This window comes from Rickettsia endosymbiont of Urophora cardui, from assembly GCF_964030725.1.
Classification (GTDB): Bacteria; Pseudomonadota; Alphaproteobacteria; order Rickettsiales; family Rickettsiaceae; genus Rickettsia.
The window spans coordinates 434528-446919 of sequence record NZ_CAXIPY010000006.1 but is presented as its reverse complement, the minus strand read 5'-3'; the positions used below and the strand labels follow the sequence as shown (position 1 = coordinate 446919).

Below are 12392 nucleotides of genomic sequence, written 5' to 3'. Positions count from 1 at the left end.
TAGGTTTGGAAGTAAGTATTTACAAGGGATAGAAGATACTCTATATAATTTTTAGCAAAAAAACAAGAGTATCCCCATGAAGAAAGATATTACTGCATTATTTTGTTTTGTCGATGATTTTTGTAAAATTAGCGAGCAGTGGATTAATAAATCATTTCTACCATTAATTAATAAAAACCCTACAAGAAAGCCTGAAATAAGCTATTCTGAGCTGTTAACAATAGTGCTTTTATACCATCAATCACCCTGTAAAAACTTTAAATATTTTTATATGTCCTATCTACAATTATATAAATCAGACTTTGTAACTCTTCCATCATATACTCGTTTTATAGCTCTAAAACCAAGAGTTCTGAGTTATTTAGTTTTATTACTTGAATGGTATATGCAGGCAGCTCAATCTACGGGAGTTTCTTATATTGACGCCACATCTTTAGAGGTTTGTCATCGAAAAAGAATCTCTCGTAATAAAGTCTTTGCCGGTATTGCTGCTTTGGGTAAAACAACAAAAAGTTGGTTTTTTGGTCTAAAATTACATTTGGTTATTAACGAAAAAGGTGAGATTCAAGGTCTAAAACTAACGCCTGGTAATGTAGATGATAGAGCGCCGGTTTCGATAATCACCAAACATATCACGGGATTATTGTTTGGCGATAAGGGTTATATCAAACAGGAGCTCTTTGATGATCTATACAGCAAAGGAATCAAGTTAGTAACTGGCATAAAGAAGAAAATGAAGAATAAACTTATGCCATTATTTGAAAAAATATTATTACGCAAACGCTCAATTATCGAAACAGTATTTAGTGTGCTGAAGGGTGCTTTCGAGATCGAACATACAAGACATAGATCAATTTGGAATGCCTTTGTACATATCTTATCCGCCCTAATTGCATACTGTATGAAACCTAACAAACCTGCTATATCTCAAAATTAGCTAATCCAGAATTCAGGTTTTAAGATATATTTTATGCCCTTTATATGGATATATAGAGATAAGCTGGTCATATACCTGACGAAATATAGCACGTGGGAATAAAGCTTCATAATATTGATATTGAACAAATGCTCCAGGTTTACGTACTAAACTATCAATAATATGTCTATAATCAATAACACAGCCATTGCTGATTCTAGACATTTTTTGTAAACATTTGTTACCATAGTAAAGCTCTATTTCTTCAGAATAAATATAAGCTTTTAAAGTATAACCTATTAAGCGACTAGGCACAGAATAAGCTACAGATAAAATACTAACTGTACTGCTTGGATTAACACGTACTGATAATATTGTAGGTGCATTCCATTTCCTGATTGGTAGAACTAATTCTTCAGCTAATTTTTCTTTTCTACAGCTATTTCGCTTTTCTTTAATTTGTGTAAGGAATAATTCATAAGCTTTTAAATCAACAAAATTACGTGATCCACGTAATAGCAGATGTTGATTCACTGCTTGCTTAAATGTATCATGACTTTTTTCAACAGAACCATTTTCATGACTGACGCCTGGATTATTTCGCGATGGTGCAACATTGTAATAACCAAGCAATTCTTGCCATCTTTCTGTAAATTGTCTACTATTACCACATTGCTTGGTAGCTGCACTTAAATTATCTGTACGATGCTCTGGTAAAACTCCACCTAACTCCCATACAGCTTTTTCAAACCCTGATGCTAATGTATCAAAACTTTCACTATGGCATATGCTAAAAGTTTCCCAACATGAATAAGGCAACATAAAATGAAATAGTAAGTGAGGATATGGTTGCCCACCAATACAAATACCCAATTGATTCATATTGGTCCAATCAGACTGACTCTGTTTGCCAGGAAGAATATTTTGTAAAAAGATTACTGTCTTATCCTTACCATGTGCAGCTCTCCATTGTTTCAACCTTTTCTGCAAACAGCGTAATTGCTTCCCATTATAATTCCCATGATACTTTTCTGTCAAATATGCTAATATGGTAGTTGCTTGCAACTCCGGTGCTGATTCTAGCATTGATTCTATTTCATCCCAGTGCTTCACAAATGGATCCTTACGTGTCCTATACAGGAGTTTCGCACTTAGCAAATAATATGCTAATCTAGAGAAAAATAGTTTTAGATAAAAATGACAAGATCAAAATGTAGCAAAGATTTATATAAATCATTCTTACAAGCAAGTAGTGTAAGATATACTAGCAAAGCATTATCTGAAGTAAGTCCATTAGATCTATCGCACGATAGTGCAAGTCGATGGTTAAAGAGTAAGGATTTTCGCCCTAGCGAAATCTATAGCAAAGTGTCAAAATATATTGATCTGGAAGATCCTTGTTTATTAGTGGGAGATGACACCTTATTGTCAAAGCAATACAGTAAGAGGATCGAGCTTGTAAATTATCAATATTCTGGGGCTGTACATGATGTTATACCTGGTATAGGAATGGTAAACTTACTGCATTACAATACTCAAATTGATCAATCTACTCCTGTAGATTATAGAATATATGATAAAGAAACTGATGGTAAAACAAAGAACGAGCATTTTTGTGATATGCTTACTTTAGCTAAAGAAAGAGGTATCAAGCCTGATGCTATAGTTATGGATGCTTGGTATAGTGGTTTGGATAATTTAAAACATATACGTAATTTAGGTTGGATATGGGTTACCAACCTAAGAAAAAATAGAAAAGTTAATCGTAATGTTAGCTTGGAAACTTTAGAGATTCCCGATGAAGGGCTAAAAATTCACCTACGTGGATACGGTTGGGTTACGGTATTTAAGTTTGTGGCAAAAAATGGTCGCATTGATTACATAACAACTAATTTAGAGAATCCTACACGTGAGCAAATAGAGAAAATTGTTAAGGCGCGTTGGTCTATAGAAGTTTATCATCGAGAATTGAAACAAACTTGTGGTATTGAATGCTGTCAGGCACGCACGGGTCGAGCTCAAAGAAATCATATTTGCCTTGCTGTATTGGCCTGGCTTGATATGAACAAAAGGAGGATAAATGAAAACATTACTTTATATCAACAAACTTGGGAAGTTATAAAAACATCAATTCAGAACAACATTAAATGGCTTCTAACTAATACACAATTTTGCTAAGTGCGAAACTCCTGCTATATTTACGTATTGTGCGTAATTCGCTTGGATACTTAATGATGCTCCTCGCAGCAGAGCTACGAGGTATCTAAAAAAGTTTTAGTTGTTTCTTATGATATCACGAAGCAGAGCTTCGGGGAATTAAACCCTGAGAGATTAACCTAAAACTCCCCTATTCTACTACTACACGCATCAGCATAACTAAAGGCATAGATAAGCTATGGCGTTATGTTGTCACCAACCCTATTGATTTAACGAAAATATCATTTTAACTAAAAGCAGAAATTTGGAAGAAAATTATTGGAGCGGGTGAAGGGATTCGAACCCTCGACTTCGACCTTGGCAAGGTAGCGCTCTACCCCTGAGCTACACCCGCTTAAATATAGAATAATTAGCTGTGGGCATTTTAATATATGAATTTAAGGGGATAAAATTCATTATTAATATTAAACGCCCTTGTGCTTTTTATTTAAGCGACTTTGAATATAAGAAATAATGGAATAAATTGCAACAGTTAAATTAGAAAAATGATGCTCCTCGCAGCAGAGCTACGAGGTATCTAAAAAAGTTTTAGTTGTTTCTTATGATATCACGAAGCAGAGCTTCGGGGAATTAAACCCTGAGAGATTAATTTATTGCATTTATTTTTAAAATGATTTTTTCAGTTCATAAATCAACTCAAGAGCTTCTTTAGGCGAGAGTTTATCGGGATCTATGGTTTTAAATTTTTCTTCAAGTTTAGAATTCTGCACCTGTTTAGAAGGTTCAAGAGCAAATAAACTCAAATTATTTGACTCCGTCGATAAAATATTCTTTTCTTTACCTGCTGCATTTTTTTCAAATTTGAGCAGAATCTGCTCGGCTCTATTAATAACGCTCGCAGGCAGCCCCGCTAAGGCTGCAACATGAATGCCATACGATCTATCAGCTGCACCTGCTATAATATTATACAAAAACAAAATATCTTTGCCTGATTCCTCAATAGCAATAGTGTAATTTTGCATAGCTGGCAGAAAATTATCCATAATAGTTAGCTCATGATAATGCGTAGCAAACAAACAGCGACATTTCAGTTTGTCATGGATGTATTCAAGCACCGACCAAGCAATAGATACACCATCATAAGTTGAAGTACCTCTGCCGACCTCATCTAGTATAATTAGAGAGTTTTTAGTAGATTGTGCAAGGATCGCCGACGTCTCTAGCATTTCTGCCATAAAAGTCGATTGTCCTTTAATCAGGTCGTCAGCTGCCCCGATTCTGCTAAATATTTTATCCACCATCCCTATTCTAGCACTTTTAGCAGGCACGAATGAACCTATTTGAGCAATGATTGCGATAATGGCATTTTGCCGCAGGAAAGTACTTTTACCTGCCATATTAGGACCAGTGATTAGCCAAATACGCTCCGCTTCCGATAAATGACAATCATTATGCACAAAGCTTTTTCTCTCTTTATTCAACGCCTCTTCGACTACCGGATGCCGCCCTTTTACGATGTCAAAGCTTAAATCATCGGTAAATTCAGGTCTGACATAATCATTTTCGCTTGCAATATAAGCAAAGTTACAAAACACATCAATACCGCTTAAAGAACTGGCAAGAATCCGTAAATAATCGGATTGTTTCGTTACCCGCTTGCATATATCTTCGTATAACTCTTTTTCCAAACTTACTACCAAAGTTTTAGCATTAACTAAATCACTTTCTAGTTTTTGTAACTCAATTGTAGTATAACGCACGCTATTAACAGTCGTTTGACGATGAATAAATTTAGCATCATTAATCTTATTAGCATTTTTAGCGGTGATATCGATAAACAGCCCTATCACATTATTATGAGATATCTTTAAACTATCTATCCCTGTTTCTCTTTTATACTGATCTTTTAGTTTCTCAATATGTAATTTGCCGTTATTAATCAGATCATGCAACTGTAATACTTTCGGATGGTATGAATGTTTTATAACACCACCATCATTTAAATTATTTGGAGCATCTTCACATATGCTTTCTTCTATTAAATTATATAGCTCATCATTTCTTATTAAAGGCTTAACGATTTTTTCAATAAAACTTGGTAGCTCAAAACCATAATTATCAAAGAATATTTCTTTGATAGAGTTAGCCGTCTCTAACGTATATTTGATACTAAGCAAATCACGCCCCGAACCTCTATTCATAGTAATACGGGTTAAACAACGCTCTATATCGCTGGTTTTCTTTAGTAGCTCACGAACTGTTGCGGTTATATCTAGATTAGAATAGAAAAAGTCCGTTATATTTAAACGCTGATTTATTTTATGAGTATCAGTTAACGGGCTTGATAGGAAATTATATAACACTCTACCTCCTTGTTTGGTAACAGTGTGATTAAGAGTGCTAAGCAAACTTCCTTTATTCCCCCCGCATGAATTTGTGACAATCTCAAGATTACGCCTTGTCGAAAAATCAATTGTCATATAGCTATGAAAATCGATAATCTTCGGCTTTGGTAAATTCGGGATATTTTCTTTTTGCGTTAGGGTAAGATATTCCAAAATACTACCTATCGCACAAATTTGACTATTAGATATTTCCCCTACCCCTTTAATATCTTTCATCTTATAAAAATCGAGAATAATCTTTTCACATTTATTAGCGGCAAAAAAACTATCAACTTGGTAAGTGATGCGGAAATTTAGTTGTTTGGAAATATTACTCGCAAGATCGGAAGATCGTAAATACTCACTAAGTAAAATTTCACGAGGTTTTAGACGGGCAAGTTCATTAAGAATTTCAAGATCAGGGACGTTAACTACAAAAATCGTGGAAGTAGAAAGATCAGCATAGCAAAGTGCTGCCGTATCCTTGTTTTTCGGCACAACAAGACTTGCTAGATAATTTGGCTCAGCAGTGGTAATAAGATTTTCTTCAATCACTGTGCCAGGCGTTATAATCCGGGTAACATTTCTATTAACTACTGCCTTATAACCGCCTCTATTCTTTGCTTCTTCTGGAGTTTCGAGCTGATCACAAATAGCGACCTTATAATTTTCTTCGATTAATTTAGTTAGGTAATTTTCAAGAGCATGGTAAGGTACGCCGCACATTGGTACTTCTTCATCACCATTCTTACCCCTCTTAGTTAGGGCAATACCAAGCACACCACTAGCAAGCACCGCATCTTCATAAAACATTTCATAAAAATCACCCATTCTAAAAAGCAATAAGCAATCTAGGTGAGCAAATTTAATATCTAAATATTGCTGCATCATTTTAGTAGCAGCATCATAACCGTATTTATGCTTAAACTCTTGAAAATTCATACCAAGTAAAATTATTTATATACTGGCTTATGACTATATAAGAATGTGCTAATGAATTAAATATATATTTTTTATTATCAGATTTTTAGATAATCATTGCCGTGTTTCTCAACATATTCTTTATATTTACCTTTAAAATCGATAATATTCCTTTTATGAGAAAGAGCGATAATTCTAGTTGCTAAACTTGCGAAATCACGATCGTGAGTCACTAATATTACTTACTGGTACCCTCAAAATCGACCAAGGCTTTTTTAAGTGCTTCTCGTGATTCTAAATCAAGATGGTTTGTTGGCTCGTCAAGAACCAAAATATTGCTTTTTTCTAGTATCATTTTAGCAAGTAATAATCTTGCTCCCTCACCACCGCTTAAATTTAGGATATTTTTATTTACTTCATCGCTACGAAATAATACCTGCCCCAATATATTTCTTACGGTGTTTTCTGTTTCTTTTTCAGCATAATTTTTAAGCCAGTCAAGAATGCTAATATTTTCATTAAGCAATTCATGATGATCTTGAGCAAAATAGGATATTTGTGCTTCATATCCCCATTCATAACTACCCTGATCAGCTTCTATTTTATTCATCAAAATTTTTAATAACGCCAATTTAGGATAAGAGAAGTTGTTCTAGAGCTAAAGCATCAAGTTTTATACGAGATTTAGTGATAGCATAAGAAGTAACACAAGCTAGAATATGCACCAAGAAATTAACAGGAGATCTATGCCTTGTATGCTCTAGGTTCATTCTATTTTTTAGTATATTAAATACTGATTCAAATGATGCTCCTCGCGGCTTTGTTGCATAAATAAAATTTGTAGAGCAAGAGTGGTGATAATCTGGTAAGATGTCCTGAATTAAAAAATAATCCAGATTATATGAGATCTCGGAAGAAAGCCCCTTTTAGTAAATCACGCAAGTATTCTAAATATAAAATAACGAATTGGTCAGAATATAATAATTTTTTACGCAATAGGGGTCGCATAGATTTTATGATTGCCAGTGATTTGGCGATTGGCTGGTATGCTGATTACAGAGAGGAAATGAAACGAGGAAGACCTAGACGCTATAGTGATCACGCTATATTACAGTGTTTGAAGATCAGATGCTTATTCGGTCTTAAGTTACGCCAAACCCAAGGCTTTATAAACTGGCTCTTTGAAATATCGGGTTTATCTATTAGATGTCCAGACTATACAACATTAAGTAAGCGTATGAAGTCATTAGATCTTAGGTATTTACATGGAAATCAAGATAAAGAATTTAGTTGTATTTCAATGGATAGTACAGGGATACAAGCCTACACAGGGAACGAATGGCTAGAAAATAAGCATGGTAAGCAATATAAGCGTCGCATATGGAAAAAGCTACATATCGTTATAGAAGATCAAGGTATGATACTTGCCGATAGTACCACAGAGCATACTATAGATGATAGATCACAGATTGGACTACTAATAGCTAATGTCAGAGCCAAGGATTTTCTGGGAGATCGAGGGTATGACGGTGAATCTACATATCAATTGTTGAGAAAGAAGAAGATAAAACCAGTTATTAGACCCCCAAACTCTTCAGTAAAAGTTCAATCGCTTAGGGATAAAACTGAGAGAGATGCAGCTGTTATATATCAACAAAACAAAGGATACCAAGCATGGAGGGTAAAGAATAATTATGGTAGAAGGGAGCGTGTAGAGAACACGTTCTTTCGATTTAAAACTTCTTTTGGTAGTAAGTTTCTATCAAGACATGATCAAAATATGACAAAAGAAATGTCTATTAAATGCCACTTATTAAACAAAATGTTTGAAATTGGTAAACCTATCTCTGTGCCTGTTGGCTAGGCTAGCATTGCGGGGTTAGGGGCAGTATATTCAAAAGCTTATTTATGCAACAAAGCCATGCCGCATTACCTAAAAACTGTTTTTTCCAATTTTGAATTGTTTTAACACTTATTGCATATTTTGAAGCTAACTGACCAAGTGTCGACTCCTCTTTTATTAATTCTAATACTATCCCCGTTTTTTCTGAAGCACTGAAAATTTTTACTTTATTTTTCTTCATCTTTCCTCTTAAGTTTATTGCTATTTATTCTAACTTATTGCGGAAACACACTCCTTCATTTTTTTGTCCAATTTTTTCAGTCCATTATAACTTTGTTTCGAAGATTCCTTTGCAACACCTGAATATAAACCATGATTTTTAGTAAAAACTGTAATAATAAACGTATTTTCCTTTAACGGTTTTTTAGCAATTATTACTCCTATATCTTTTATGTTCATGATTTTTTCAGTAACGCTTTAGCCTCTTCAGAATTACCCGTATATACTATATTTTTATAATTTAGTTTCATTGCAGTAAACAAAGCTGCATGGTCATCGTCAACATTCACAATAACATCTATAACTTTTTTAGGAAATTCTTTTTGTAAAGTTTCAAGCATATGATCAACTACTAGCATACCATAATATTTTACACTGCTTTCAGAATTTGTTAATATATAATCACCTTGTGCAGAAGATAAAAAATCTCGTGCATCTTCCACATTTTCCACCTTATAAACTACACTCATTTTATTATCTCTTTTAATTTTATTCATCCACCACGGGATGACAGGGTTGGAACAATCCCTATGCAGGAATAACCTAACTACTCCCTGCCATAAGCTTATAAGCTTCCACATCTTCAAGCCATTCAGCATTTTCTATCAAATATTGCTCTTGAAACTGGGCAAGTTTTGGATCAGGTTCTCCTGATAAATTTTTAAGTCCGTCAAACAAAATACCTACAAAGCCGATATTATTCTTTTCGCAATAATTTTGCATATCTTCTATATGATTGTTGCGATCATCAACAAACACGATAAAACTAGCTTGTAGCTCTTTAGAAAATTTGGCTAAAGCACCACTTTTTGAATGGTTACCTGTTATAAATATCCCTTTATAAAACACAGCATCATCTTTTTTAGCTGAATTAAAAATTGCCAATTTTTTATTGTCAGAAAATTCTATACCTAAACTTTTCAATTCTTCATATCGCCATTCTTGCATAGATGGAATATTACCAAATTTCCCTGTACTCATCTGTGTAAGGGCATAAACAAAATAATTTTTTTTAAGAGTATTTAAAACCTGCACCCACTCTTCATCAATCAGTATCACTTTCCGCTGCAAACGCCAATTACTGACACTCTCTTCAAAATTATCATAATTGCTTTTATTTGCCTTGATCCTATCAATCATTTGATTATAGGGCGTTTTTCTAAAAATAACTGATTTCAGCGTTATAATAGTATCGTCTACATCTAGAAAAAATGATGCTCCTCGCAGCAGAGCTACGAGGTATCTAAAAAAGGTTTAGTTGTTTCTTATGATATCACGAAGCAGAGCTTCGGGGAATTAAACCCTGAGAGATTAATGCCTCGACGGGTATATTTTTTATTAACTCAAGAATTTCTGAAGCTGAGGAAGCTGTTGTAAATGAGGAGGTGATGTTGTGCATATATTATTATTTATTTGTTTAAGTTTTTCCGTCATTGCGAGGAAAGGCAAAGCCTTGACGCGGCAATCTCAGGAGTCTTACTTCATGAGATTGCCACGCTCTACTTACCACTCGCTCGCAATGACAACTTACTCCCCCTGTGCCAAGCTATAACCAGCTGCTCCATCAAACTCAAAAAGGTTTTCTACTGTGATGAAGTCGATATTTGCTTTGCTTAAGGTCTCAAGTAATTTCGTTATGTCTAAATGTTTAAGCTCTACTCCATCTTTAGCCATAAAACGACAACACCAATGATCAGATATGGTCTCGAATCTTGTATCACGAGGCCATAATTTCAGCCCTTTAGAAGAGATTGTTTTTAGCTCAAAATTACCAATATCAAGCTTATTTACCTTATCAGCTATATCATGAGCAGAAGCGACATTCATACCTACAAATATATCTGTGCCAACTAATTTTTTCACCTCTTTAGTGTTGATTTTATATGTGGTATTACTTTCTTGCTTTTTAGTAACTAACGGATAATCTGCTTTAGCTAATGTCTCTGGCTTCTGACCTAGCCTTTTTACTACCTCTTCAGCGAATTCTTTTGTGCCGACCTTTTTAGTAGAATGGTCTTTGTTATATATATCTGCCGTGTGCATGCCGTCTTCTATAGTCTTCTTCCAAGCATTTTCTATCAAGGTTGCAATATCACCCTGCCCTATATACACTAACATCATTATAGCAGCATTTAATAGCCCTGATGGGTTTGCGATGTCTTGACCTGCAATATCAGGAGCACTACCATGCACTGCTTCAAACATTGCATAATGCTCTCCAATATTGGCAGAACCAGCGAGTCCTACAGAGCCGGAAATTTCAGCAGCTACATCAGAAATAATATCACCATACAAATTAGAAGTTACGATAACATCAAATATTTCCGGTTTAGTCGCAAGCCTTGCAGTGCCGATATCGATAATATAATGCTCATTATTAATTTGCGGATATTCTTTGGCAATCTCATTAAATACTTTATGAAAAATCCCATCGGAAAATTTCATGATATTATCCTTACTTAAACAAGTAACTTTTTTGCGGTTATTTTTTACTGCATACTCAAAGGCATATCTGATAATTTTCTCACAACCGGTACGGCTAATAAGCTTAACCGATTCATACATATTATGCGTCTGGCGGTATTCTATACCGGCATATAAATCTTCTTCATTTTCACGTATGATAGTCAGGTTTAGATTTGGATGCTGAGTTTTAGTAAAAGGATGCAACGAAACAGACGGGCGAATATTGGCAAAAAGCTGTAACGTCTTACGAATCGTAACATTTAGGCTTTTATATCCTCCTCCTTGCGGTGTAGTAATCGGAGCTTTAAGTATAATGCCCGTGCGTTCTATCGACTCCCAACTTTGTTCACTTATACCTGAACTATAATGCTTTACATAGAGCTTTTCCCCTACTTCTATAGTCTCTAAGCGGATTCGTGCTTCAGCTTTCCGTAATATATACAGCACGGCTTCCATTATGTCAGGACCTATACCATCCCCGTATGCAATTGTAATCGGTGTAAATTCTGCCATATTGATACTTAATGATGCTCCTCGCAGCAGAGCTACGAGGTATCTAAAAAAGTTTTAGTTGTTTCTTATGATATCACGAAGCAGAGCTTCGGGGAATTAAACCCTGAGAGATTAATAATTATAATTGATTTGGACTTCTTTTAATCTCTCATTCAATATAAAAGTTACTTCAGAAGTTATATTTAAATTATCTTTCGCATATAAAATTTGAGCACTTGGAATGACTAAATTAACGCTATATTTTTCTGCAAGCTCACTAATTATTGTAATCGTTAATTCATGAATTTTGCTCATAGCTTCAGCATGAGCTTGCTCAAGTCTTGCTTTTTTACTCTGAATTTCTTTTTTTACTTCAGTAACTTTTTCATAAAATTCGCTTACTTTCTTTTCAAACTCATCTTCACTTAAAGAAGAACGTTCTTTCATCACGCTTTCTTCCATAGGTTTAAATTCTGCTTCTTTGGCGTTAATATCTTTTTGAATTTTTTGATTAATTTTTTCAACTTTATTACGCAAATTTTTTATAGCCATTGATCCTTCTAAAATCGATTGAACATCAACAATAGCCACTCTAACTTTAAAATTATCTTCTTTGTTTGGCAACTCTGCCTGAACAAAATATGAAAAACTTATTATTAAAAGCAACCCTAATAATCTATACTGCACGATATAACTCTGTTTTTATTAAATAGACCGTTATTGATGACGAATAATCTAAAACACTCCACTAATCAAGAATAAATAACATAATATGATTTGTCTAGCCTGAATATTACCCTAGCATTTGTACATCCACCTCTTGCTGCCTTTCTGTACATTCACCATCATATTTATGATCTTCTTGATCATCGCCCATACTAACATCCTTATCACTATTACTATCCTCAAGCTCTGGTTCTGTCAAAGGTTCTTC

12 protein-coding genes, 1 tRNA gene and 3 pseudogenes are annotated in these 12392 nt (G+C 34.4%); 4 read left to right on the top strand and 12 right to left on the bottom strand.

The window, feature by feature from the left end:
* The first annotated feature begins 76 nt into the window (after positions 1-76).
* Positions 77-937, top strand: coding sequence for an IS982 family transposase (locus AAHI98_RS10170; protein WP_342225178.1), 861 nt, complete (start codon positions 77-79; stop codon positions 935-937).
* A gap of 12 nt (positions 938-949) precedes the next feature.
* On the opposite strand, the gene AAHI98_RS10165 is transcribed toward AAHI98_RS10170, so the two are convergent.
* Positions 950-2074 carry a Mu transposase domain-containing protein gene (locus AAHI98_RS10165; RefSeq protein WP_342225795.1) on the bottom strand — a complete coding sequence of 375 codons (1125 nt, stop codon included), beginning with the start codon at positions 2072-2074 and terminating at the stop codon, positions 950-952.
* Positions 2075-2113: 39 nt separating this feature from the next.
* On the opposite strand from AAHI98_RS10165, the gene AAHI98_RS10160 reads away from it, so the two are divergent.
* Both AAHI98_RS10160 and AAHI98_RS10155 read left to right on the top strand, forming a co-directional pair.
* Positions 2114-3094, top strand: a complete 981-nt coding sequence (locus tag AAHI98_RS10160; RefSeq protein WP_342224656.1) for an IS701 family transposase — start codon at positions 2114-2116, stop codon at positions 3092-3094.
* A 149-nt stretch (positions 3095-3243) separates the two neighbouring features.
* Positions 3244-3363, top strand: a pseudogene (locus AAHI98_RS10155) (DNA-3-methyladenine glycosylase); the annotation flags it as partial.
* A gap of 29 nt (positions 3364-3392) precedes the next feature.
* On the opposite strand, the gene AAHI98_RS10150 reads toward AAHI98_RS10155, so the two are convergent.
* From AAHI98_RS10150 to AAHI98_RS18670, 4 genes and pseudogenes are all read right to left on the bottom strand, one after another.
* Positions 3393-3467 (bottom strand) — tRNA-Gly (locus tag AAHI98_RS10150).
* Between the two features lie 271 nt (positions 3468-3738).
* Entirely contained in the window at positions 3739-6399 is a 2661-nt protein-coding gene (mutS, locus tag AAHI98_RS10145) for a DNA mismatch repair protein MutS (RefSeq protein WP_342225794.1), read from the bottom strand.
* A 217-nt stretch (positions 6400-6616) separates the two neighbouring features.
* The gene (locus AAHI98_RS10140) at positions 6617-7009 is read right to left on the bottom strand and encodes an ATP-binding cassette domain-containing protein (RefSeq protein ID WP_342225793.1); all 393 of its coding nucleotides are present in this window, start codon (positions 7007-7009) and stop codon (positions 6617-6619) included.
* 1 nt (position 7010) lies between these two features.
* Positions 7011-7178, bottom strand: a pseudogene (locus tag AAHI98_RS18670) (IS982 family transposase); the annotation flags it as partial.
* 101 nt (positions 7179-7279) lie between these two features.
* Between AAHI98_RS18670 and AAHI98_RS10135 the strand changes: the two are divergent.
* Positions 7280-8242, top strand: a complete 963-nt coding sequence (locus AAHI98_RS10135; RefSeq protein ID WP_342224734.1) for an IS5 family transposase — start codon at positions 7280-7282, stop codon at positions 8240-8242.
* Position 8243: 1 nt separating this feature from the next.
* Here AAHI98_RS10135 and AAHI98_RS10130 read toward each other — a convergent pair whose 3' ends face one another.
* The 7 genes and pseudogenes from AAHI98_RS10130 to AAHI98_RS10100 all read right to left on the bottom strand — a co-directional run bounded on the left by AAHI98_RS10130 (position 8244) and on the right by AAHI98_RS10100 (position 12383).
* Positions 8244-8462 carry a helix-turn-helix domain-containing protein gene (locus tag AAHI98_RS10130; RefSeq protein ID WP_342225792.1) on the bottom strand — a complete coding sequence of 73 codons (219 nt, stop codon included), beginning with the start codon at positions 8460-8462 and terminating at the stop codon, positions 8244-8246.
* 89 nt (positions 8463-8551) lie between these two features.
* A pseudogene (locus AAHI98_RS10125) lies at positions 8552-8680 on the bottom strand (recombination protein O N-terminal domain-containing protein); the annotation flags it as partial.
* Positions 8677-8970, bottom strand: a complete 294-nt coding sequence (locus AAHI98_RS10120) for a hypothetical protein (protein ID WP_342226175.1) — start codon at positions 8968-8970, stop codon at positions 8677-8679. The gene AAHI98_RS10120 and the pseudogene AAHI98_RS10125, both read right to left, overlap by 4 nt.
* Before the next feature lie 73 nt (positions 8971-9043).
* A complete protein-coding gene (locus tag AAHI98_RS10115) occupies positions 9044-9667 on the bottom strand; it encodes a DUF2608 domain-containing protein (protein ID WP_342226174.1) in 624 nt (207 codons plus the stop codon).
* Positions 9668-10027: 360 nt separating this feature from the next.
* Positions 10028-11479: an NADP-dependent isocitrate dehydrogenase gene (locus AAHI98_RS10110; RefSeq protein WP_342225791.1), complete on the bottom strand. Its 1452-nt coding sequence runs from the start codon at positions 11477-11479 to the stop codon at positions 10028-10030.
* A 111-nt stretch (positions 11480-11590) separates the two neighbouring features.
* The gene (locus AAHI98_RS10105; protein WP_342225790.1) at positions 11591-12145 is read right to left on the bottom strand and encodes an OmpH/Skp family outer membrane protein; all 555 of its coding nucleotides are present in this window, start codon (positions 12143-12145) and stop codon (positions 11591-11593) included.
* Positions 12146-12251: 106 nt separating this feature from the next.
* Positions 12252-12383 (bottom strand): hypothetical protein, encoded by a 132-nt coding sequence (locus AAHI98_RS10100; protein ID WP_342225789.1) that lies wholly within the window; start codon positions 12381-12383, stop codon positions 12252-12254.
* Positions 12384-12392: the final 9 nt, after the last annotated feature.

Bases quoted from the DNA above. Each gene is read 5' to 3' on its own strand.
- AAHI98_RS10170 (WP_342225178.1), top strand. From the start codon at position 77: ATGAAGAAAGATATTACTGCATTATTTTGTTTTGTCGATGATTTTTGT.
- AAHI98_RS10160 (WP_342224656.1), top strand. From the start codon at position 2,114: ATGACAAGATCAAAATGTAGCAAAGATTTATATAAATCATTCTTACAA.
- AAHI98_RS10130 (WP_342225792.1), bottom strand. From the start codon at position 8,462: ATGAAGAAAAATAAAGTAAAAATTTTCAGTGCTTCAGAAAAAACGGGG.
- AAHI98_RS10135 (WP_342224734.1), top strand. From the start codon at position 7,280: ATGAGATCTCGGAAGAAAGCCCCTTTTAGTAAATCACGCAAGTATTCT.
- AAHI98_RS10110 (WP_342225791.1), bottom strand. From the start codon at position 11,479: ATGGCAGAATTTACACCGATTACAATTGCATACGGGGATGGTATAGGT.
- mutS (WP_342225794.1), bottom strand. From the start codon at position 6,399: ATGAATTTTCAAGAGTTTAAGCATAAATACGGTTATGATGCTGCTACT.
- AAHI98_RS10120 (WP_342226175.1), bottom strand. From the start codon at position 8,970: ATGAGTGTAGTTTATAAGGTGGAAAATGTGGAAGATGCACGAGATTTT.